General features: G+C 67.8%; 5 protein-coding genes. All 5 read right to left on the bottom strand.

Annotation, left to right across the window (positions count from 1 at the left end):
* Positions 1–2: 2 nt before the first annotated feature.
* Positions 3–13,421 (bottom strand): non-ribosomal peptide synthetase/type I polyketide synthase, encoded by a 13,419-nt coding sequence (locus ABIC50_RS10920; RefSeq protein ID WP_354163748.1) that lies wholly within the window; start codon positions 13,419–13,421, stop codon positions 3–5.
* Positions 13,418–16,741, bottom strand: coding sequence for a type I polyketide synthase (locus tag ABIC50_RS10915; RefSeq protein ID WP_354163746.1), 3,324 nt, complete (start codon positions 16,739–16,741; stop codon positions 13,418–13,420). Before ABIC50_RS10915 ends, ABIC50_RS10920 begins: the two co-directional genes overlap by 4 nt.
* Positions 16,738–21,162 (bottom strand): beta-ketoacyl synthase N-terminal-like domain-containing protein, encoded by a 4,425-nt coding sequence (locus tag ABIC50_RS10910; protein WP_354164444.1) that lies wholly within the window; start codon positions 21,160–21,162, stop codon positions 16,738–16,740. The genes ABIC50_RS10915 and ABIC50_RS10910 overlap by 4 nt, the downstream gene beginning before the upstream one ends.
* A gap of 190 nt (positions 21,163–21,352) precedes the next feature.
* On the bottom strand, positions 21,353–22,351 hold the full coding sequence (locus tag ABIC50_RS10905) for a TauD/TfdA family dioxygenase (protein ID WP_354164443.1): 999 nt from the start codon (positions 22,349–22,351) through the stop codon (positions 21,353–21,355).
* 78 nt (positions 22,352–22,429) lie between these two features.
* Positions 22,430–23,740, bottom strand: a complete 1,311-nt coding sequence (locus ABIC50_RS10900) for a diaminobutyrate--2-oxoglutarate transaminase family protein (RefSeq protein ID WP_354163744.1) — start codon at positions 23,738–23,740, stop codon at positions 22,430–22,432.
* Between the last annotated feature and the right edge of the window lie 25 nt (positions 23,741–23,765).

The following is a 23,765-nucleotide window of genomic DNA, read 5'->3' as shown; positions in this document are numbered from 1 at the left end:
CCTTAGAATGCACTGAGTTCGACGGTGGGCTGGCGGGCTTCGGCCTGCAGCACGGGTTGTCCCAAGGTCAGGTTCCGGATGCGAACGCCCGGATTGGCCAGCACTTCGCCGATGACGGACGTCAGCTCGTTGGCGAGACCCTGCACCAGCGCCTCGCTGAAGCGCCCGGCGTGATAGACGACGCGGATCGCGAGGCCCTCGGCGCGCGGCTCGGCCAGGAACCAGAAGTCCGTCGCGGCTTCCGTGTCCGCGCCTTGCAGGTCGTGGTCCGGCAGCTCGGCGATGCGCACCTGTCCCGCGTAGCGATCGACGGCGCCTTGTCGCTGGTTCTGCAGCGTCAGGCCGATGTCGAACAGCGGATTGCGTCCCGCGACGCGTTTGATGCGCAGGTCGTCGAGCAAGCGATCCAGCGGATACAGCGGGTGCGAGAACGCTTCGAGGGTGGTGTCCCGCACGCGGGTCAGCAGCGTATCGAAACGATCGTCGCCGGCGACGCGATCGCGCAGCGCCAGCACGTTCAGATAGGGGCCGACCTGCGACTCGAGTTCGGGAAGCTCGCGGCCCGCGACCGGCGTGCCGACGACGATGTCCTCCTGGCCGGAGCGGCGGTAGAACAGCGCCTTGATCGCGGACAGCAGCGCGATGAACAAGGTCGCGCCGTGGCGTTTGCCGAGCGATTCCAGCGCCGTCGTCTCGGCGGCGGGCAGCTCGAACCGCCAGGTTTTCCAGCTCGGCGCGGCCGGCTGCTCGATGTCGCCCGGCAGTTCCAGCGCGCGCAGGCCGCCGCCCAGCCTGGTCAGCCAGTATTCCTTCATGCGTTCGCCGTCCGGCCCGGCGAGCAGGCGGTTCAGCCAGCCGGCGTAATCCTTGTACTGGATCGAGAGCGCGGGCAACGGATTGTCGCGACGCTGGACCAACGCGTCATAGATCTTCGACAGGTCGTCGAGCAGCACCTCCGTCGACCAGCCGTCGCTCACGATGTGATGCATCGTGCAGATGCAGACGTGGCGGACTTCGGAGAGCCTGAGCAGCTTGACGCGGAACAGCGGCCCGGTGCCGAGATCCATCGGCGCGAGCCGTTCGCGCGCGGTGATCGACATGGCCTGGGCATCCCGGTCCTCGGCTTCCTGCAAATCGATGACCTCGACCGGGAAGGCGGCTTCGCCCGGAGGCAGCACCTGCTGGACCGGCTGATTGCCGGACAGCACGAAACGCGTGCGCAAGATCTCGTGACGTTCGCTCAATGCACGGAACGCCCGCACGAGCGCGTCCACGTCCAGCACCCCTTCGAACAGCAGGGACGTGGGCAGCGGCCCGCCGGCTTGCGCCCCATTCAGGCGATCCTGGACCCACAGCCGCGTCTGGGCGGGCGAGAGTGCGTAATGTTCCTGCGCCGGCAGCGGCGTGACCGGCGCGTAATCGATCGGCTGCGTATCGGCGATGCGTTTCGCGAGGCTAGCAATGGTGGGATGCGAGAACAGGCTGCGGATTTCCAGTTTCACCCGCAGGTCGCGGCGAATGCGCGCGGCGACCTTCGTCGCGGAAAGCGAATTGCCGCCCAGCTCGAAGAAATTGGCGGTCGTGCTGATCCGGGCCTGGCCGAGCACTTCCTGCCAGATTGCCGTCAACTGCGCTTCGAGCGCGTTGGCGGGCGCAACGTGGTCCAGGCCGTCGCCGGGTTCAGGCAGTCTGGCGCGATCGAGCTTGCCGTTGGGCAGTTGCGCGAACGCGGGCACGACGACGAATGCGGACGGCACCATGTAATCCGGCAGCCGCTGCCGCAGGTGCCCGCGTACCGCTGCGATCAGTTCGGCTTCGGGGTGCGACGAGCGCAGCCATGCGACGAGTCGCGCGCCATCGTCCGCACCGCGCAGTGCCACGACCGCGGCCTCGACCAGCGGATGCGATGCCAGCGCCGCCTCGATTTCACCGGGTTCGATGCGCAGGCCGCGCAGCTTGATCTGATGGTCGATGCGGCCGAGGAATTCGATATTGCCGTCGGGCCGGTAGCGCGCGAGATCGCCGGTGCGGTAGAGGCGGGCATGCGGATCGGCGGAGAACGGATCGGCGATGAACTTCTCGGCGCTCAACTCGGGCTCGCCATGGTAGCCGCGCCCGACCGGCGTGCCGCCGATCAGCAGCTCGCCCGCCACGCCGATCGGCACGGGCTGCAGCTGCGCGTCCACGATGTAGACGCGCGTATTGGCGATGGGCCGCCCGATCGGCACGATGCGGTGCGGGTCGTCGCGCCGGCATTCCCATGCGGTCACGTCGACGGCGGCCTCGGTGGGGCCGTAGAGGTTGAACAGCCTGACGTCCAGCCGCGCGAGGCAACGCTGCTGCAGATCGAATGGCAGGGCTTCGCCGCTGCACACGACGCGGCGCAGCGACGTGCAGTGCGCGTCGAGGTCCGGATGATCGAGAAAGGCGCGCAGCATCGAGGGCACGAAATGGACCGTGGTGATCCGTTCGCGCTCGATGAGTTCGACCAGATAGTCGGTCTCGCGCTGGCCGCCGGGCCGGGCGAACACGAGGCGCGCGCCGGTGATGAGCGGCCAGAAGAATTCCCAGACCGACACGTCGAAGCTGAACGGGGTTTTCTGCAGCACGGCATCGTCGGCGCCGAGCGTGTACGCGTGTTGCATCCACAGGATGCGGTTGGTGATGGCGCGATGGGTGTTGAGCGCGCCCTTGGGCCTGCCGGTCGAGCCGGAGGTGTAGATCATGTAGGCAAGGTTGTCGCCGCTCAGCGCGGGCGCGGGGTTGGACGCGGGCGCGGCATCGAGGTCGAGCGTGTCGCGATCAACGACGATCACGCGGGCGTCGGTGTCGGGAAGCGCGCCAAGCAGATGCTGCTGGGTGAGGAGCCAGCGCAGCTGCGCGTTGTCGATCATGAAGCGCACGCGCTCGGCGGGGTATTCCGGGTCGACGGGGACGTAAGCGCCGCCGGCCTTGAGGATCGCGAGCAGCGCGATGATCATGTCGAGCGAGCGCTCCATCGCGACGCCGACGAGGGCATCGGGGGCGACGCCGAGCTCGATGAGGCGGTGGGCGAGGCGATTGGCGCGCAGGTTGAGTTCGGCGTAGGTGAGCGCGACGTCGTCGTAGACGGCTGCGACGGCATCGGGCGTGCGCTCGACCTGCTGTTCGAACAACCGGTGCAGCGGTTGTGCGGCGGCGTCACCGAAATCCGTCTCGGTCCGATTCCACTCGACGGTCAGCAGGTTCCGCTCCGCCTCGCTCGTCAGCGGCAGCCGCGCAACGGCGGCCGACGCATCGTCCGCGACACGCGTCAGCAAGGTCCGGTAGATCCCGAGAAAACGTTGCACCGTGCGCTCGTCGAACAGATCGCTGTTGTAGTCGCAGTCGATCAGGAGTGCCTGCCCCGCGTCGAGGACGTTGACGTTCAGATCGAACGCGGTATGGCGGATCAGCGGCGTGACCAGGTCGACCGTCAGGCCGGGCAATTCGGGCAGCGCCGACACGGGTTCCAGATTGAAGACGACCGAGACCAGCGGGGCGGCGTTGAGATCGCGCTGCGCGCCGATTTCGCGCACCAGTTCGGCGAACGGGAAATCCTGGTGCTCGAGCGCGTCGAGCAGGTTCTGGCGGGTGCCAGCCAGGAAGCTGGCCACGGTGGCCTGCTCCGGCAGCGTGGAGCGCAACGGCAGCAGATGCGTGCAGTAGCCGGCGAGGCGATCGCTGCCAGCCACGGAGCGGCCGGTCACCGGGATGCCGGTGACGATCTCCTGCTGGCCGGTGATGCGGTGCAGGAACAGATTGAAGCCCGCGAGCAGCATCATGTAGAGCGTGCAGCCGTTCTGACGGGCGGCGGTGCGCAGCGACGCGGCCTCCGCCGCGTCCAGATGCAGGGACACGCGCGCGCCGTGAAACGTCTTCACCGCGGGCCGCGGGTAATCCAGCGGAAGATTCAGCGGTTCGGCCTGGCGCGCGCATTGCGCCAGCCAGTACGCGCGATTCGCCTTCGTTTCCGGGCTGTGGCGCTGGCCGTCGAGCTGCTTCAGGTACTCGCGGAACTGCAGCGGCGCCGCGGCCGGTGCAGCACCGGCATAAGCGCGGGCGAGATCCTCGAGCAGGATGCCGAACGTCGAGCCGTCACAGATGATGTGATGGGCCGTCATCACCAGCAGGTGACGCGTGCTGTCCAGGCGCACGAGCGCGGCGCGAAAGAGCGGACCGTTCACGAGGTCGAACGGCTGGCGGCTTTCGTGGTCGCGCCACGCGTCCTGGTTCGTGTCGATCAGCGGAATCTGAAGCTTCAGCGACGGATGCACGATCTGGCCCGACCCGTCCGGCGTCAGCGTGGTGCGCAGCGCTTCGTGCCGGTCGACGAGACCCTGCACGGCCGCGCGCATGGTGGCCTCGTCGAGCCGGCCATTCAGTTCGAGGGTGGTGTTGACGTTGTAGGCCAGCGATCCTTCGGGATCGACTTCTGACAGGATCCACAGCTGACGTTGCGCTTCGCTCAGCGCGGCCACCGTGCCGTGCTTCGAGTGAGGCCGGATGAAACCGCCCCGGCGCAGGTCGGCGACGCTGTCCTTCACCGCCCGGATGAACCGGTCGATATCGGCTTCCGTATGCGCGGTGGAGAGGAAGCAGGTGCGCCACTCCCAGATGTAGATGCCCTTTTCGAGCATGTGATAGAAGAACAGGTCGAGGTTCTCGGTGAATTCGAAACGGAACATCGAGCCGAACCACGTGACCTTGATCGGCGCCTCGGCCTCCGCGAAAAACGCATTCAACGTTTCGGCGATTTGCGCGGTCCGCTCGTTGAGCGCGGCCTGCAGCGCCGGCCCCTCCTGTTCGATCTTCTCCAGCACGGCCAGCGCGGCCGCCATCGCGAGCGGATACTGGCAGAAGGTGCCGCCGAACGCGGTGCGGTCGGCCGCGGGGAACGAGTGGTCGCCGTAGGTCCACATGCCGCCGTCGATGGCGTCCATGAAGCGGCTGGAACCGGCGATGACGCCCAGCGGCAGGCCGCCGCCGATGATCTTGCCGTACGTCGCGAGATCGGCCCGGACCCCGAACATGGCCTGGGAGCCGCCCGGATGGACGCGGAAGCCGGTGATCATTTCGTCGAAGATCAGCGCGATCCCGGCCTCCTCGGTGATGCGGCGCAGCTCCTTGAGGAATGCGACGGGCTGCAGGGACGGGTTGCGGCTCTGCACCGGCTCCACCATCACGGCGGCGAGGGTCGACGCCATCCCGCGAATGGCCTCGAGCGCGGCGTCGCTGCCGTAGTCGAGCAGCACCATGTTCTCGACCGAACCGAACGGCACGCCGGGGGCGATGGTTTCCGTCACGCCTTCCGCGTTCGCCGCGGCGAGCGTGCCATCGGCATGGCCGTGATACGAATGCGTGAACATCACGATCTTGTCGCGCCCGGTCACGGCGCGCGCGAGCCGCATCGCGGTCATGACCGCCTCGGTGCCGGTGTTCGAGAAAGCCACGCGATCGAGACCGGTGACGCGCGAAAAGCGCGCGGCCACTTCGCCGACGAGGCTCGAGCGCGCGCCCAGTTCGAGCGGGCGCTGCCACTCGCGGGTGACCTGGTGCTGGATGAAGTCCGGCGTGTGGCCGAACAGATGCACGCCGAAGCCCATCGTGAAATCGATGTACTCGTTGCCGTCGATATCCCACAGCCGCGAACCGGCCGCGCGATCGCCGACGATCGGATACAGCATCTCCTTGGTCGAAAACCGGAAGCCGACCGTGGCACGGCTGTCGGCCAGCACCGGGCGGGACGCCTGCACCGATTCCTTCGATTTCCGGGTGCGCGTCGTGTAACGCACGATCAGCGCTTCGAGATGCTCCTGCTGCACGGCGGACAAGCCGCGCGCCCGCTGTTCGACCGGGCTGCCCCACGGCATCATCGGCTTGGACGGCCGATTGTCCGCCGCGGCCGCGGTTGCAGGCGCGGGCTTCGTTGCGGGCCCGGCGGCCGGGGCCGCGATCGCGGCCTTCGGTGTGACGTTGGCGACGCTCGCAGCGCTCGCGACGGCTTGCGCGGCGATCGTCGTCGGCCGGACGCCGGCCTGGCCGGTCAGCGACGTGCGCAGCAATTCCATCTGCTGGCCCATGACGCGGGACAGCAACTGATTCTGCTCCCGCAATACGCGCTCGACCGTGGAGCCGCCTTCGGCCGCCACCCATTCCGCCGGGGCGGCGAGCGGCGCAAGCGCCGCTTCGGACGGCGCGACCGCCACCGCGGACAGCCCGGCTTCGGCCGTGGCCTCGGGCTCGACCGGGGCCGCAACCGCCGGCAGATTGTCCGCGACGTACTCGGCGAGCGCCTGCACCGTCGCCAGGTCTTCGAAGAAGCGGCGCATGACCAGCTTCACGCCGTACTGTTTCTCGATGTGCCGGATGGCCTCGATCAGCACGATCGAGTCGGCGCCCATCTCCAGGAACGGCAGGTCGATGTTGATGGTGGCGGGATCGGCCTGGATCAATTCGCCGATCTTGCCGCGAAGCCATTCGAGAACCTCGCCGCTACGGTTGTGCGTCGGCGTTGCAGCGATGGGTGATGCGCTTGTCTGAGTCATGGACATGTCCGCTTTCTGGAACCAGGTACGGCTGCGTTGGAAGGGATAGGACGGCAATGCGACGCGCGTGGGCGCGGGTGTTTCGGTGGGGGCCCAGTCGACATCGACGCCGCGCGCATACAGGCTCGACAGCGTTTCGATCAGCGCTTGCTGCTCGACTTGCGGCCGCTGCAGCGCAAGGAACTGGATCCCGGCGTCCGGCGCACAGCACGCGCGGGCCAGGTTGACGAGCACCGGCTTGGGACCGATTTCGACCAGCAGGTTGAATCCGGCTTCGGCGAGGCGCTCGACGCTGCTCGCGAACTGCACCGGCTCCCGGCAGTGACGGCGCCAGTACTCATCGGTGGGCGCCTCGTCCATCACGGCGCCCGTGAGATTGGAATAGAACGGAATCGCCGGGCGCGTGGCGCGTACTGCTTTTGCCACGGCCTGGAAGCGGTCCAGCATCGGCTCGACCAGCGGCGAGTGGAACGCGTGCGACGTATTGAGCAGCACGGACCGGATGTCCAGCACCGCGAACGCGTCGACCAGCGTCGCGATGCGCTCGCGCTTGCCGGAGATCACGATGCTGGCCGGACCGTTGACGGCAGCCACCGCGACCTCGTGCGGCCACGCTTCGATCGCGCGCTCGACCGTGGCGAGGTCGGTGAAGATGGCCGCCATCTCGCCGTCGCGGGGCAACGCCTGCATCAGCCGGCCGCGTTCGGCGATCAGCCGCAGGCCGTCTTCCGGCGAGAAGACGCCGGCCGCGCAAGCCGCTGCGTACTCGCCGACGCTGTGTCCCATCACCGCGTCGGGCACCACGCCGAACGACGCCAGCAACGTGGTGAGCGCGAACTGCAGCGAGAACAGGGCCGGCTGGCTGTAGCCGGTCTGGTGGATATCGTCGTTCGGGGCCGACAGCACCTCGAGCAACGGTTTGTCGAGCAGCGGATCGGCCACCGCACGGCAGCGGTCGATGGCGTCGCGGAACACCGGATAGGCGTCGTACAGACGGCGGCCCATGCCGGCGTATTGCGAGCCCTGACCGGTGAACAGGAACGCCATCTTCACCCGCGGCGGCTGCGCCGCGTCGGCCGGTTCCTTCGCCTGGAACGCGCGCAGCTTTTCGATGGCGTCCTCGAGCGACGTCACCGGCAGCGCCAGCCGATGCGCGAAATGCGAGCGGCCGGTCGATGCCGAAAAGGCCACGGCCGCGATATCGAGACTGGGTTCGGCTTCGAGCCGCCGCTGATAGCGCCGGCCAAGCTCGCGCAATGCCGCCGGCGTCTTGGCCGACAGGACCAGCGGATGCACGTTGTGCTTCGACGGCGTCGCCTGCCGCACCGGCGCGGGCGCTTCTTCCAGCACCAGGTGCGCATTGGTGCCGCTCGCGCCGAACGCGCTGACGCCGGCGCGCCGCGGCCGCTCGCCGCGCGGCCACGCGCTCGCCTCGGCGCAGACCTCGATCGGCAGCGCGTCCCACCGCACCAGCGGGCTCGGCTGGCGGAAATGCAGGTGGGCGGGAATGCGGTCGTGGTTCAGCGACAGCACGACCTTGATGACCCCCGCGATGCCGGCGGCGGATTCCGTGTGGCCGATGTTGGTTTTCACCGAGCCGATGCGCAGCCGCCGGCCGTCGCCGCGGTCGGCGCCGAACACCGTCGCCAGCGCCTCGACCTCGACGGGATCGCCCAGCGGCGTGCCGGTGCCGTGCGCTTCCACGTAATCGATAGAGGCGGCGGGAAGCCCGCCCAGCGCCTGGCGGATGACGGCTTCCTGCGCGCGGCCGTTCGGCGCGGTAAAGCCGCTCGACGCACCGTCGTGGTTGACGGCCGAACCGCGGAGCACGGCCAGCACGCGATCGCCCGCGGCGAGCGCATCGGACAGGCGCTTGAGTACCAGCGCGCCGCAGCCTTCACTGCGCACGAAGCCGTCCGCCGCCGCGTCGAAGGTCTTGCAGCGGCCGTCCGGCGCCAGCGCCCGCGTGCGCGAGACGGCAATCGAGTTGTCCGGCGACAGGATCAGGTTGACGCCGCCCGCGATCGCGAGATCGCACTCGCCGCTGCGCAGATTCTGGCTGGCGGTATGGATCGCGGTGAGCGACGACGAGCAGGCGGTGTCGATCGCCATGCTCGGCCCCTGCACACCGAGCCCGTAGGAGATGCGGCCGGCCGCCGTGTTGAGCGGATTGCCGGTGAAGAAATAGCCGTCGATGCCGCTGCCGCCGCCGTTGCGAAGCTGCAGATTCGCGTAATCGTTGGTGGTGATGCCGACGAAGACGCCGGTCCGGCTGCCCTTGAGACTGTCGACGGGAATGCCGGCGTGCTCCAGCGCTTCGTGACTGACTTCGAGCAACAGGCGCTGCTGCGGGTCCATCGCGGCCGCTTCGCGCGGCGTGATCCGGAAAAATGCCGGATCGAACTGATCGACGTCTTCGAGAAAACCGCCGAAGCGGCAATACATCCTCCCCGGCGCTTCCGGATCGGGATCGTAGTACGCGTCGACATCCCAGCGCTCGCGCGGCACTTCGGAAATCGCATCCACGCCGTCGTTCAGCAGCCGCCAATAGGCGTCGAGATCGTGCGCGGCGCCCGGAAACCGGCAGCTCATGCCGACGATCGCGATCGGTTCCGGCGTGCCGGCCTCGCGCGGCGCAACGGCTGGCGCGGCCGGCCGCGACGGCACGGCCTGCGTCGGCGCCGCGCTCGCGTCCGGCGCCGTGGGGGACGAATGCGCCGCCAGGAAATCCGCGAGGGCATTGACCGTCGGATGATCGAACAACAGCGCGACCGACAACGGGATGCCAAGCACTTTCTCGAGCTGCGTGCGCACATCCAGCGCCATCAGCGAATCCATGCCCATCTCGAAGAAGCCGAGGTCGCGGTCCAGCGTCGCCGCGCCGAAGCCGAGCACCTGGGCCACCGCGCGATCGATGCTATCCGCCAGCAGGCGCTTTCGCTCGCGGGGTGAGGCGTCGCTCAACGCGGGCATCGCCAGCGCGGCTGGCGCGGCTCCGTCCACCCGCACGCGATCGAGGAACGGCTTAGGTCCGCGCGCCTCGTAGGAGCCCTGGAACAGCGCCAGGTCGATATCGACGACCGCGATCTGGGGCATCGCGGGGAGGCGATCCAGCACGTCGAGCGCGCGATCCGCCGCCAGCGAGCGGATCCCGACACGCCGCAGCAACGCTTCGGCCTCGGGGAACGTCATGCCGCCTTGCGCCCACGGCCCCCAGTTCACGCTCAGGGCCGGCAGGCCCAGACCGCGGCGATGATGCGCGAGCGCGTCGAGGAATCGGTTCGCGGCACTGTAGTGCGCCTGGTCGCGCGAACCCCACGCGGACGCGATCGACGAAAACAGGATGAAGAAATCGAGCGGGAACGGTTCGCTGTGCTGATGAAGCAGCCAGGCACCCGCGACCTTCGGCTGCAGGACGGCGTCCAGTTCCTCGCGCTCGACCTGCATCAGCGGCTTGTAGCCGACGATGCCGGCCGCGTGCACGATGCCCCGCAGCGGCACGCCGTCGCGCCGGAGCGCGGCGAAGAAATCGGCGACCGCCACCGGGTCGGCGATATCGAGGCGCTCGCAACGCACGGATAGGTTCCGCTCGCGCAGCTCGGCGATCGCCTGCCGGCTCTCGTCGCTCCTCGGCCCTTGTCGGCCGACGAGGATCAGCGTGCGTGCGCCGCGCGCGGCCAGCCACCGGGCGGTGTGCAGCCCGAGCGCGCCGAACCCGCCGGTGATCAGGTAGGCCGCTTCCGGGTCGACCCGCAGCGCGGCCGTGTCGGCTGGCGCGAGCGGGCCCAGGCGCGCGACATGGCGCACGTCGTGCCGCAACGCCACCAGCTCTTCACGGCCTTCACCGAGGATTTCCTGAAGCAGCGCCTGCGTCTCGTCCTCCGGCGCGGCCGGATCGAGATCGATCGAGGTGCCGAACCATTCCGGGTGCTCGATCATCGCGCCCCGCGCCAGGCCCGACAACGCAGCCTGTGCGAGCCCCGATACGCGGGGCGATTCGCCGGCTTCCGCCGCGTCGCGCGTGACCACCCAGATCCTGGGTCGGGTCGACGACGCCCAATCGCGCTCGCTGCCGACCAACGCCTGCACGAGATGCAGCAGGGCGGTGGCCATGCGCGACGCGCCGACGGCTTCGTCCAGCGCCCATAGAAACACGATGCGCTGGCCCGGGGCGGCGGTCTCGTTCAGCAAGCGGACGAAATGATCCGGCCGCTCGGGCGCGACTTGCCAGCCCGCTTCCGCGCCGCCGCCATGGTCGGGGCCGGGGCGCACCAGCGAGCAGGATGCGCCGCGCGCGCGCAGCAGCGCGGCGAACCGCTCGCCGACACCGCTTTCGTCCGCGAAAATCAGCCACGGGGACGCGTCGGCGGCGAACCGGGCCTCCGGCAACGCGGCTTGCGGCTCCCATGCGACGTGATAGAGCGGGTGGGCGTTCGGGGCAGCGCTTGCGGCCGGAGCGAACGCAGTCTGAAGCAGGTCCGGCAACGCGTTCAGCACGTCCTCAGAGTACTTGCCCGACGTCTTGAGCTGCCGCAACGCTTCCTCGATGCTGCCGGCATCCATGCCGACGATGGGCGACGGCGTTTTCTCCAGACCGAAGCGCTGCCGCTCGAACGGGTAGTTCGGCAGGGTCGTGGCGGGCTGGGCCGGCACCGGGAACAATGCGTTCCAGTCGAACTGCGCGCCCTGCACATACAGCGCCGCGAGTGCGCGCTCCAGTGCATCGCCGGCGCATGGCGGCGGCAGCCAGCCGTCGGCAAACCCCTCCGGCGCGGGCGGCGCTTCGGCCTGCGCGTTGGCCTGCGCTTCGGGTCGATTCGACAACTCGGCCAGCTGCAACCAGTACTGGGGATGGGTTACCTCGTCGGTCACCTCGGCGCCGAGGCAGCCGGAAATCAGGCGGACCGAGGGCCGTGCGAGGGGCATGTCCTGAAGCGCGGCGCGCAACGCGTCGGCATCCGACCGGGCTGCGACGACGCGCAGCGCGTCGGCAACGCTCATGACCCCCGCCACGCAGGCCGCGACATATTCTCCAACGCCGTGGCCCGACACGACGGACGGGCGGATGCCCCATGCGTTCCACAGTTGCGCCCACGCGAACTGGATCGCGAAGCGGCCCTCGTCGGTATCGAGTGCCGCCAGCGGCACCGAGCAACGCGCGAAGGCGTCGCGGAAAAGCGGTTCGGACGCGTGGAGTTCGCGTGCGACGCCGGTGTCCGGCGCACCGAACATGAAGCCGATGCGCAACGCCTTGCCCGTGCGTGCCGATGCCGCCGACGGTTCCCTCACGCCCGACACATAGGCCGCGCGAAACGGATAATGGGTCCGGCCCGTGGCGGCGGCCCGGCAGATCGCGGCCAGTTCCCGCGGCGTCGCGCCGGCGATCGCGCGCTCGTAGCGTTGTGCGAGCGCCGTGAGCGCCGTTTCGGACCGGGCCGACAGCAGCAGCAGCGCGCGCTGCGCGGCGTGGGCCGGCGCGACGGGCGGTTCCTCGACGATCGCGTGCGCATTGGTGCCGCTGAATCCGAACGCGCTCACCCCGGCGATTCGCCTGCGTTCGCCGCGCCGCCACGCGACCGGGTCGGCCGCCACGCGAATGGGGATGTCCTGCCACGGCGTATGCGGATTGGGCTGCGTGAAATGCAGATGCGCCGGGATCCGGTCGTGCTCGAACGACAGCAACACCTTGATCAGGCCGGCGATGCCGGAGGCCGACTCCAGATGCCCGATATTGGTCTTGACCGACCCGATCACGAGCGGCTCGGCCGCCTCGCGCCCGGGGCCATAGACGCCGGCCAGCGCCTCGACCTCGATCGGGTCGCCGAGGGACGTTCCCGTACCGTGGGCCTCGACATAGGAGATGTCGCCGGGCACGAGGCCGGCCTGATTCAGTGCGCGACGGATCACCCGTTCCTGCGAATCGCGGCTCGGCACGGTCAGCCCGCCGCCCCCACCGCCCTGATCGACCGCCGTGCCACGCACGATACCGAGCACGCGGTCGCCGTCGGCGAGCGCGTCGGAGAGGCGCTTGAGCACCACCATGCCGCAACCTTCGCCGCGCACATAGCCGTCCGCCGCCGCGTCGAAGGTCTTGCACCGGCCGTCCGGCGACAGCATGCGCGCTTGCGAGAAACTGACCATCACCTCGGGCGAGAGCATCAGGTTGACGCCGCCTGCAAGCGCCATGTTGCTTTCGCGCGAGCGCAGGCTTTCGCAGGCCAGGTGCAGACAGACCAGCGACGACGAGCAGGCGGTATCGATCGCCATGCTCGGGCCGGTGAGGCCCAGGACGAACGACAGGCGGCCCGCGGCCATGTTCAGCGCGCTGCCCGTGCCGGCGTAGCTGCTCGACGGCGTCGCCGCATTGGACACCTGGATCGCATGGTCGAAGCAGGTAATGCCGACATACACGCCCGTGGCGGACTGCCTGAAGCGTTCGGGCGGGAGATGGGCGTTTTCGAGCGCTTCCCAGGCCACTTCGAGCAGGAGCCTTTGCTGCGGGTCGAGGTAAGTGGCTTCGCGCGGCGCGATTCCGAAGAACGCCGCGTCGAATTCATCCACGCGTTCGAGAAACGCGCCGTGGCGGGTCGCCATCTTGCCGGGCGTGGACGGATCGGGGTCGTAATAGCGATCGATGTCCCAGCGTTCGCCCGGCACTTCGGCGACGGCATCGCGCGCGTGATCGAGCAATTGCCAGAACGCGGACGGCGTATCGCTCTGGCCGGGGAATCGGCAAGCCATGCCGATGACGGCGATCGGCTCGTTGCGGTCCGAACGCAGTGCCGCGATCTCCGCGCGCCGCAGGCGCAGTTCGTCGAGCGCGGCTTTCAGTGCATGCGTGGCCTTGGCGTTCATTGGGCGCCGATCTCCTGGGCGATCAGTTCGGAAAGGTCGTCCTCGTCGAGGTCGTCGGATGCTTCATCGACGACAGGCGCGGGGAGCGACGGCGACAGTTCGTTGAGAACGTACTGGGCGAGCGTTTGCAGGTTCGGATAGGAAAAGAACAGCGTCGCGCGAAACGGCCGTCCGAACACCTTGTTGAGGCGGTCGGTCAGTTCGAGCGCGACCAGCGAATCCAGGCCGAGATCGAGCAGCGATTGCTCAGGCGCAATGGCGTCGGGGCCGGACAGACGAAGGGTCTCGGCCAGCATCTTCGCGAGCGTGTCGGTGATGAGCTCGACCCGCTCGCGCGGCGCGCACGCATGCAGTTGGCGCAGCAATGCCGTCTCTTGCTGAGCAGGCTGCGCGGCCGGTTGCGCCAGCTCGGAAAACAGCGCCGACCCGGCGGCCGGCGCGTCGACCCGGAACAGGGTCGGCCAGTCGATTCGGGCCACCCCGGACTGGACGACGCCGGACGCCATCAGCCGTTCCAGTGCCGCGATGGCCAGTTCGGGCGATAGCGTGCCGACGCCGAGCGCGGCCAGCTGTTCGTGCGCGCGCCGTCCATAGTCGGTGGCGGCGTGGCCGATCTCCGCCCACGGCCCCCAATTGATGCTGAGCCCCGGTTTTCCCTGCGCGCGCCGATGCTGCGCGAGGGCGTCGAGGAAGCTGTTCGCCGCCGCGTAGTTGCCCTGGCCTGGCATGGTGATCAGCGCGGCCATCGACGAGAACAGCACGAAATGATCGAGCGGCAGGTCGGCCGTCAGCTCGTGCAGATACCACGCGCCATCGGCCTTGCCGCTTCCGGCGCGATGGAAGGCATCGTCGTCCTGGCGCGTGAGGAGCGCATCGTCCAGCGCGCCGGCGAGGTGAAAGACTCCCTTGAGCGGCGGCATCGAATGCGCGATTTCACCGAGCGCCTGCGCGACGTCCTCGCGACGCGACAGGTCGGCGCGAATGAACCGCGCGTCGAGCGTGCTCAGGATTTTCTCGGCCGCGGGGGAGGGCGCGCCGCGCCCGAGCAGCACGACCTTGCCGGCGCCGTTGGCGGCAAGCCAGGACGCGAGCCGCAGGCCGAGCCCGCCGAGCCCGCCGGTCACCAGATAGGTCGCGTCGTGGTGGAATCGGATCGGACGGTGACTGACGAATTCGCGATTGTCGCGGGCGATACGCGCGACGTAGCGCTGTCCGCTGCGAAACGCGATCATGTCTTCACGGCCGCCGGCCTGTACCGCCTGCACGATGTGCGCCGCCGACGGCTGCGCGGGATCGAGGTCGATGAGCCCGCCCCACATCGCCGCATGCTCCACGGCGATCGCCCGCCCCAGTCCCCACAGGGGGGCCTGCGCCGCGGCGGTCGATTCGCCGTCCAGCACGTTCATCGCGCCCGACGTCACCAGCCACAGACGCGCCTGCCGCGCCGCCGGTGCGCGTGACGCAAGCGCCCTGACCAGTTGCAGCACGCTCGCGCTGGCACGCCGTCTCGCCGCGATGTCGGCCGGCGCGAGATCGAGACTCCACAGGTGAACGACGCCCTTCAGCGGCCGGTCGAGCGCGGGCAGTTCCGGCGTCGCGTCGGCGAAGCGCAGCGTGCACGTATCGCCCGCGCTTTCCAGCAGGTCGGCCAGTTGCGCGCCGACGCCGCCGCGGTCCGCGAGAATCAGCCACTCGCCCTGCGCCGAAGCGCCGGTTGCCGCGTCGACGCTCGACGGTCTCCACACGCGTTGATAGAGCAGCGCGGACAAGTCGTGCCGCTCGATGGTGGACGCGGAACGCACATGCTGCAACCGCAGCGCATCGATCTCGATCAGCAATCGCCCGGCGAGGTCATGGACGCGGATATCGCCCTCCAGCGCGCCTTGCCCGATCGGCTTGCGCAGCGTGGCGTGACTCCACGCATCCGTTGACGACGGCGGCTGATGAACCCGTACCGCACCGATCGAACTGGGCAGGTACAGGTCGCCCGCCTCCAGCGCGTCCGGATCGATCGCGGCGGCGAGCACGCGGCTGCACGCGTCGAGAAAGGCGGGGTGCACCTGGTATTGCGACGATGCCAGCGCGTCGGCCGGCAGGCTGATTTTCCCGAGCGCCTCGCCGGCCGTGCGCCAGATCTGCTGGATCGCGTCGAACACGCCGTCGATCTGCACGCCGTGCTGCCGCACTTCGCCATTGAAGTCCGCGCCTGAAGTCGTTTCGATGCAGCGGGCCTGCACCGCGGCGGCATCGAATCTCGTCGGCGCGGCGGATTGCCTCGGCGCACACAGCTCCCGCAGCCGACGCAACTGCGGAAGATTGCCGAGGATCAGCTCGACCGGCGGACCGAAATCGAGCAGGCAAGCCACTTCGTCCACGCCGATCGACTCGAGATCGCGCACCAGCTCGACGCAGGTTTCAGGCGTGCCGATGAGGCCGCGCGATTGCGCGAAGCGTTCGTAGAGAAACTCGACGAACTCGTCCAGTTCGCGCGCGCCCATCGCGCGCACGTCCACCGACTGGCCGCGGCTCTGCGCCAGCCCGTTCAACAGCCCGATATTGCTGCGGATGTAGTTGCAGAACGGCGCACGCGCCTGCTCGCGCACCCGCGCCGCATCGTCGCCGACGAACGTGTGCAGCATCACGGACACGGTGCCGGCCGCCGGATCGAAGCCATGCGTTGCGCGCGCCGCGCGGTAGAGCGCGATCTTTTGCGCGAGCTGGTCCCGATCCTGGTCGAGCACGTGGGTCAGCAGGTTGGCGCCGACTTCACCGGCGCGCACGAAGGTCTGCGGATTGCTCGCGGCGGTCACCCAGACGGGCAGCTCCGGCTGCACCGGCGTCGGATAGATGCGCAACTGCACCGGCTTGCCGACGCCGTTGCGCGCATCCAGCGACCCGCCGCGCCAAAGATGCTGGACGGCGCGCATCGTGGTCAGCATCTCATCGTGCCGGTTCGCATATTTGTCCGGCGCGAACACGAAGTCGTCCGGATTCCATCCGGACGCGAACGACACGCCCACGCGGCCGTTCGACAGGTTGTCCACCATGGACCACTCTTCCGCGATCCGGATCGGGTTGTGCAGCGCTGCGACCACGCTGCCCGCGACCAGCTTCACGCGCTCGGTGGCCGCGGCGAGCGCGGCGTGCAGGACAGCGGGATTCGGGTACAGCGAGCCGAATTCGGTGAAATGGCGCTCCGGCACCCAGACGCTGGAAAACCCGTTCGCATCGGCGAAACGGGCGCTTTCCATGACAAGCTGGTACTTGTTGCCGGACAACGCCTCTTCACTGCTGGCGAAGAACATCAGGCCGAATTTCATGCGTGGCTCCGATCCGATTCGTGAATTTCGGCACTCGCGCATATCTGCCATGACGCGGCGGCGCGGGTGTCCTCGATCCGGTGATAGACGGCAAACGAAAACGGTCCCCAGGACCGGCGGCTCAGCACGGTCTGCACGCTGTGCGATGCATGCGGATGCAGCGGCAACGGCGCATGCAGGGCGAGGTCCTTCAACGTGGTATGACTGGCGGCGCCGATTTCCGACGTCGCCGCCAGCGCCATTTCCACATAGGCGGAATAGGGCAGCACGGGCGATCCCTTGACGCGATGACCGCTGAGAAAGGTAGTGGCCGGCGCGTCGAGACGCGACTGCCAGATCCACGTGGCCGGCGCATGCGCGTGCTGCTCCATCAGACGCCCGAGCAACGGATGCCGCGGCGCACGTGGGCTGATCCAGAACGCGCGACGTTCGAACGGGTAGGTCGGCAGCGCGAGCCGGCGGCGCGGGGCGTCCTGCTCCACGGCGTCCCAGTCGATGGACGCGCCGCGTACGTAAAGCTCGGCGAGCGTGCGCAGGATCGTGTCCCACGCGGCCGTGTGCGCGCCGATTTCGATCACGATGCCGCGGCTTCCGGCCGCAGCGTCGTCCTGCGCCGGCGGCACGTCCGCAAACGCGGCCGCGGCGCGATGCCCGTCGCCCGTGCTGCTGACGGCGCCCGGCGTGATGCCGAAGGACATCCACAGTTGCGCGAGCGCGCGCTGGAATGCCGTGAATCCGGCTTCGGCGGAATCGCCCCCGGGCGCGTCGGACACCGCCGATTGCCGCTGCATCAGCGCGCCGAAAGCGGGGCAGGCCGAACGCAATTGCCGCACCGCGTCGTCGCTGCCGCCGTTGTCGGCGCAAAAGTGGAATGTCACCGCCGGCGGCGTTTCGGCGGGCTCGCCGGCCGAAACGGCATCCAGTTGCGAACGCAACGTATCGAGACTCGACGCGACGATGGCCGCGCGCCGCGTGAAGTGGGTGCGCCCGGTATTTGCCGTGAACGCGACATCGCGCACGCGGATCCCGGGATGGGCGTCGAGATACGCCGCATAGGACGCCGCCAGTGCCTGCAACGCTTCGGGGGTGCGCGCGGAGAGCGTCACGACGCGCGCCGCGGGCGCCGCTGGGTCGGCTTCGATCTCGCCGGGCCGTGGCGCTTCGGACAGGATCACGTGCGCGTTGGTGCCGCCGAAGCCGAACGAACTCACGCCGGCCATGCGCGGCCCGTGTTCCGAATGCCAGCGCGTGACCTGCTGCGGAATACGGAAGGGCGTGCCGTCGAGCGCGATTTCAGGATTGATCGACCGGAAATGGAGGTTCGGCGGAATGGCGCGATGGTGTAGCGCAAGGGCGGTCTTGATCAGGCTGGCGATGCCCGCGGCCGATTCCAGATGGCCGATGTTGGTCTTGACCGAACCGATCCAGCAGTGATCGTCCGGCGGACGGGATTCGCTCAGGACGGCCGCCAGCGCGTTCAATTCGATCGGATCGCCGAGCGGCGTTCCCGTACCGTGCGCTTCGACGAAGCCGATGTCCTGCGCGCGTACGCCGGCATCGTGCAGCGCACCGCGAATCACGGCCTGCTGGGCCGGGCCGTTCGGCGCGGTCAGGCCATTGCTGCGTCCATCCTGGTTCACCGCCGAGCCGCGGATCACGGCGAACACGGTGTCGCCGTTTTCGAGCGCATCGTCGAGACGCTTGAGCAGCACCATGCCCACACCTTCGCCGCGCACATAGCCGTTGGCTGCCGCATCGAACGCCTTGCATCGGCCATCCGGCGAAAGCATGCCCGCCTGCGTGAAGGAGTCGCTCAATTGCGGTGCCAGAATCAGGTTGACCCCGCCGGCCAGCGCCGCATCGGCCTCGCCGCGCTGCAGCGCGCGGCACGCGTGGTGAACCGCGACGAGCGAGGACGAACACGCGGTATCGACCGCCCAGCTCGGGCCGCGCAAATCGAGCGTGTAGGAAATGCGGTTGGCGGCGACGCTGAGCGCATTGCCGGTCGCGACATAAGGGCCGACATCCGCGACTTCTTCCTGCGCCAGACGGATGTAGTCGGAATTGCTGATGCCCACGATGACCGCGGTGCGTCCGCCGGCGAGACGCCGCGGCGCGATCCCCGCATGCTCGAGCGTCTCCCACGCAACTTCGAGCAGCAGGCGCTGTTGCGGATCCATCGATTCGGCTTCGCGGGCGCTGATGCCGAAGAACGCCGCATCGAACAGATCGACCTGGTCCAGCAGTCCGGTGGGCGGAAGGTCGCCGGCACGCTTCTTCGACGCGCCGACTGCGTCCCGGCCGTCCAGCAGAAGCTGCCAGAATGCGTCGGGATGACCGGCGCCGGGGAAACGGCATCCCATGCCGACGATCGCGATATCCGCGCGTGCTGCGGCGGAACCGGGCGCGTGGTCCGGCACGGCATTCCCGCTACCGCTCAAATGGCGCGCCAGCAGGGAAATACTCGGAAAATCGTAGACGACGGTAGGCGAGACCGGCAGCCCGAGCCAGTCCTGCAACTCGCCCGACAGCATGATGGCGTCCTTCGAATCGAGCCCGTAGATGCTGAACGGCGCGTCGGGGTCGATCTTGCCGGCATCGATTCCCGACAAACGAGAAACACGCTCGACGCACCATTGCACCAGCGCTTGCGTGTCGCGTAGCGCGGCCGGGGAGGGTGCGTACGCCGCGGAGAACGAACGCCGCCACTCGCCCGCGATCGCGAGCCCCTGTTCATCGAGGAATGCTTGCCTGATTCGGCGCCGCTGGATTTTTCCACTGGACGTGCGCAGGATCGTGGCGGGCTTCAACAGGATCGCCGCATACAGATCGACGTCATGCGCTTCGGCGAGCGTGCGCCGGATCGCCGCGGCGACGGCTTCCGCGTCCAGCGTGTTGAGCGCTTCCCGGCGCACTTCACATGCGATAACGACCCGCTCCACGTCATCGACGTTGATCGAGAAAGCCGCCGACGCGTTGGGCGCCAGCGCGGGGTGGCTGCCCTCGGCCGATTGCTCGAGATCCTGCGGGTAGTGATTGCGCCCGGCGACGATGATGAGGTCCTTGAGACGGCCGGTGACGAAGAGGTTCTCGCCATCGACGAAGCCGAGATCGCCCGTGCGCAAGTAATGCGCATCATCGCCATCCAGCTTCGCGCGAAACGTGTGCTCCGTTTCGTCGACGCGGTTCCAGTAACCGACGCCGACGCTCGGGCCCGTCACCCAGATTTCGCCGATCCGGTCGGACGGGCAGCGCTCACCGGTATCCGGATTCACGATCTGCAGGCGGTGCTCCGCCCAGGCCCGGCCGCACGACACCAGCGCGTGGCGCTTGCCGCCGTCGCTTCTCGTCGCCACGCCTTGTGCGAGGCCGTCGGCGTCGTAGTCCGCCACGAGCGGCAGCGAGCGTGCCGGCTGACCGGTGATGAACAAGGTCGCCTCGGCCATGCCGTACACCGGGCGCATGGTGTGCGCATGGAAGCCACAGCCGGCGAAGGCGCGCGAAAAACGCGCCACCGACTCCGCGCGCACCGGTTCCGCGCCGTTGAATGCAACCCGCCAACTGCTCAGATCCAGCAGCGCGCGGGCTTCATCGGATATTTTGCGCGCGCACAGGTCGTACGCGAAATCCGGCGCGGCGCAATGCGTGCCGCGATACTTCGTGATTGCCTGCAGCCAGCGGATGGGTTTCTGCACGAACGCCGCGGGCGCCATCAGCACCGCCAACACACCGAGATAGATCGGCAGCAGCACCTTCCCGAAGAAACCCATGTCGTGAAACACCGGGAGCCAACTGACGAACACCGTCGACGCATCGGCATCGCTCGCCTCGGAGATCACCGCCATATTGCTCAGGATGTTCGCGTGGCTGATCATCACGCCTTTTGGCGTACCGGTGGAGCCCGACGTGTATTGCAGAAGCGCCAGCGTCTGCGGCGTGATGTCCGGTGCGCGCCATTGCTCGGCCGGTGCGTCGAAGCCCTGGTCCGTCGCAAGGATCTTCAGTTCCAGCGTGTCGGAATAGCCATCCGCGCGATGCGCGATGCCGTCGAGCGTGGCTGCGTCGGTTAGCGCGACGACCGGGCTGGCATCGGCGACGATGGCCTTCAGACGATCGGCGGGACGATGCCGGCGCGGAGGATAGGCCGGCACGCCGATCAGGCCGGCGTACAGGCATCCCGCCCATGCGCAGATGAATTCCAGGCCGGGCGGATAGACCAGCAGGACGCGGTCGCCCGGTTGCGCCATGCCCTGCAGCCTCGCGGCGATGCCGCGCGCGCGTTTGTCCAGGTCGCCGAACGTGAGTCGAGCCCGCTCCGATTCGCCGTTCTCGAGAAAAATGAATGCCGTCTTCTCCGGTTCGACCTTGCCGCGAAATATGAAAATTTCTGTAACAGTCCTGAATTTTGTATCGGGAAGCATCTCGACCTTCGTTGTCTGCTGAACGTTGAATTCCTCAGGACCCGTTGCGACGATCCCGCCAAGCTTGCTTCTTGAATTGGATGGCATGAAATTAGAGCACCGCTCCAACCCGACGTCTGCCCCGTAATCCATGGACACGGCGTTTCGCGCGCTTGATCAATACGGGTTTTAATTTGCGCGCGCGGCCCTGCTAACGACCGGCCATTCCTTCGATGTCGGGGGAGTACGGGTCCAGCAGAGACACGACGACCTTGCGCTCGCCTTCGAACGGGTTGCGGCCATGCGCGAAGCGCATGTTGTCGACCAGCAGCACGTCGCCTCGTTGCCATGGAAACGTGATCGCGCATTCGCGGAACGCGTTGCGGATCTGCTCGATGTCGGCGAGATCGAACGGACTCCCGTCGCCATGGCACGCGTTGCGCGGAATTCGGTCAGTGCCGAACAGGCTGACGATCGAACTCGCGAGCGATGCTTCCAGGTTCGAGATATGGAACAGGTGTGCCTGATTGAAGAACACCCTGTCGCGGGTGACCGGATGGTAAGCCACGCCCTGATTGATCTGTACGGTGCGTAACGTGTCATCGTCGAGCCATTCGAGCTCGATGTCGTTGTCTGCGCAGAAGGCCGCAACCTGGCTGCGGTCGCGGGTCTGAAAGACGGTTTCCCACGGAATGTCGACATGCCGCCGGTAGTGCCTGACGTAGCGCACCCGTTTCGCCTCGAAGCGCTCCATGATGCGCGGTCCGATCCTGCGGCTCACCTCGCGCATGTCGGCAATTGGCGTTTCGCCGCCGGTCGTGGCCGGCGTCAGGCAACAGAATGCAACTCTCAGCGGCCAGCTTCGTTGATACGCGTTTTCGCAATGAAGTGCGATCGTCTCGCTCGGCGGATACTCGGTTGCGGTGAAGATGCCGTTGCCGATCGAGGTGCGCGGCGTGGAACGATAGACGTAGTCGGACTTATGGGCCGAAATCGCGTTGGCAAACGCTTCGAAGCCGCCCACGGATGAAACGTCGAAGCCGCGAAACAGCAGCGCACCATGTTCCAGAAACCGGGATTCGAGTTCCACCCGGTTGTCGTTCACCGCCAGCACGAGATCGTGCCCGTGCGCGCGTGCGTTCGACGCAGGCTCCAGCAGCCACGGAGAGCTCCTGTCGGCAAGCAGCTTGCGTTCCGTCATGCCCAGCATCGTCAATGGTCCTTTTCTGAACGAGGATCGCGGCGCAACCCGGACCGGTCGGCCGGCAGGGGTCGCGCCGCGGTGCGGCTAGGCACGGCAGGCCGTTTCCACGGCATGCTCGAAGCGGTTGAGAATTTCGTGGATATCCGCTTCCGACACGACCAGCGGCGGCAGGAACCGGAGCACCGCGCCATTGCGGCCGCCGGTTTCGATCACGAGTCCGTTTCGCAGGCAGTTCAGCTTGATGGCTTTCGCCCGTGCCGCATCGGTCGGGCCGGTTTGGCCGTTCGTGCCGGGTATGACGACTTCAGCGCCGATCATCAGGCCGCGGCCGCGTATCTGGCCGAGACACGGGAAGCGTTCGGCCAACCCTTCGAGGCCGGCAACCAGCAGTTTGCCCATTCGCTCCGCGTGCGCCGACAGGCCGTCCCGTTCGACGATCTGCATGGTCGACAACCCGGCCACCATCGCAATCTGGTTGCCTCTAAAGGTGCCGGCGTGCGCGCCGGGCGGCCAGGTGTCCAGGCGCTCGTCATAGACCACCACCGATAACGGATAGCCGCCGCCGAATGCCTTCGACAACACCAGTACGTCGGGCCGGATGCCGGAATGTTCGATGGCGAACAGCGCGCCGGTTCGACCGAGCCCGGTCTGCACTTCGTCGACGATCAACGGGATTTCATGCCGAAGCGTCAGGTCGCGCAATTCGATCAACCAGGCGTCGGAAGCGGGGATGCAGCCGCCTTCGCCTTGCACGACTTCGACAATGATTGCCGCCGGTTTGGTTATCCCGCTCTCGGGATCGGACAGGACGGTCCGAATGTAGTTGATGCTGAGTTGATCGGTCGCCGAGCCATCGGTGCCGAACGGGCAGCGAAACACATAGGGATACGGCAGGAAATGAACGTCGCGTCCATTGCCGCCGGCCGATTTGGGCGTGAGATTTCCCGATGCGGCGAGTGCGCCGGCCGTCATGCCGTGGTAGGCGCCGTGGAACGCCATGATCGTCGAGCGGCCCGTATAGTGCTTGGTCAGCTTGACAGCCGCTTCGACGCCATCCGCGCCGCTGGGGCTGCAAAACTGGATCTTGCCGGATTCGGCGATCTTCCCGGGCAGGAGCGAGAAAAGCTTCTCGACGAACGCGTGCTTTGCCGGCGTTGCCAGGTCGAGTGCCTGCTGCATTTGATCGGACGACAGAAACCGCATGACGGCTTCATTGACTTCCGGGTGATTGTGTCCGAGCGCGAGCGTACCTGCATTCGACAGACAGTCGATGTATTCCTGCCCGTCGGCGTCGCGTACGCGTATGCCTTTGGCATGGGTAAACAGCCGTGGGAAAGATGTCGCGTAGGTCCGTGCCTTCGATTCGACATGCTTCAGATACTCGAGTTTTTCCATGCGCGGAGAGCCGGCTTGCGAGGCG

This window comes from Burkholderia sp. 567, from assembly GCF_040545115.1.
Lineage (GTDB): Bacteria > Pseudomonadota > Gammaproteobacteria > Burkholderiales > Burkholderiaceae > Burkholderia > Burkholderia ambifaria.
The sequence above is the reverse complement of the archived record's forward strand: the minus strand, read 5'-3'. Positions and strand labels throughout refer to the sequence as shown.